The organism is Arthrobacter sp. 05T423 (assembly GCF_056396245.1).
Map to the genome: position 1 here is coordinate 1 of NZ_JBFTLC010000087.1, position 1540 is coordinate 1540.

1 protein-coding gene is annotated in these 1540 nt (G+C 65.2%); it reads left to right on the forward strand.

The genetic code is table 11. The annotated features are described in order from the left end of the window. Positions 1–122 precede the first annotated feature (122 nt). The coding region (locus tag AC1DFE_RS24000; RefSeq protein ID WP_476908326.1) for an IS1380 family transposase at positions 123–1540 on the forward strand (1418 nt) is incomplete at its 3' end.

Consider the following 1540-nt stretch of genomic DNA (forward strand, 5'->3'; position numbering starts at 1 on the left):
TAGCCCGGGGTTTTCACGGGGCGCTGGCTGCGAGGCGTGTTTAAGCAGGGAAAGGGTGCTCTGAGCTGGGAAAATAGTGGTTGTCGAGACCGTTATTTGCCTTGCGAAGGAGCACCCTTTCGATGCAAAAGTATAGTCGCATGTTCCCGTCCTTGCCGGTCAGTTTCACCGGCCAGTCGCTGATCTCCCATGCCGGGGTTTCGGTCCTCACCGGKTTCATGGACGCGCTTGGATTCGGCAGGCTCTGCGAAGAGCGGCTCGGCCAGTTCGTTCCCTCCGGCGCACGGCATCGGCCTGGCCGGCTGGTTGGTTCCCTGACTGCGATGCTCGCCTCCGGCGGCGAACATGCCTCGGATCTGGACATCCTGCGTTCCTCACCCGGGGTCTTCGGTCAGCTGCCTTCGAACGCGACCGTGTCCCGGTTCTTCGAACGCATCGTGGTCAACCCGGAACTGTTCGGCTACGGTTTTGAAACCTTCACCCGGGAGCTGCGCACCCGGGCCTGGAAAGCCGCCGGGAACCGGAACCCTGGCTTGTCCGCGACGGCCGCGGACCCGCTCATTATCGACATCGACGCCACGCTCGTGACCTCGCACTCCGATAAGGAAAACGTTGCCGGGACCTACAAGGGCGGCTACGGCTTCGCCCCGTTCATCGCCTCCTGTGATTACGGCACCGGTCACGGCTCCGGGGAAATCCTCGCCTGCGTGCTGCGGCCCGGCAACGCCGGGGCGAACAGCGCCGAGGACCACATCCGCGTCTTCCACACCGCCGCAGCCCAACTGCCCGAGACCTTCTACGACGGAACCGGGGCCCTGGCCGGGGAGAAGGTGCTGGTCCGCACCGACAGTGCCGGGGCCTCGAGGAAGTTCCTCTGGCACCTGCACAGCCTCGGCGTGCAGTTCTCCACCAGTTACACCCTCCCGCTCGGCAAGGCCCACATGATCGACTGGATCAACGACAAGACGAACTGGCAGCCGGCCCTGGACCAGCACGGGGCCGAACGGACCGACGCGTGGGTCATCAACGCCACCGACGTCATCCCGCTCACCGATTACCCGCCGGGCACAAAATTGTTCCTGCGGGCAGAGCCGCTCCACCCCGGCGCGCAGCCGACCCTGGTCGATGTCGACGGCCACCGGATCACCGCGCTGTTGACCAACTCACCGCGCTGGCACGGACCATTCCTGGACGCCAGGCACCGTGCCCGGGGCCGGTGCGAGAACCGGATCAAAACCCTGAAAAACACCGGKCTGGGAAAACTGCCCTTCTTCGACTTCGCMGCGAACCAGGCCTGGGCGAACMTCGCCKCCCTCGCCTTCAACCTGGTCTCCTGGCTCCAGCTCGCTACCCTCCCGGACGGCCATCACGCCAAAGCCTGGGACATCAAACGCTGGCGCTACCGGCTCTTCGCGACCGCCGGGAAAATCATCACCCGCGCCCGCCGCAACCAGCTCCTCCTGCCCGAAGCCGCACCCGAGAAAGACCTTCTGAAACTGCTGCTGGAGAACACCATGCGCCTCCAACAGCCACCGCCCGC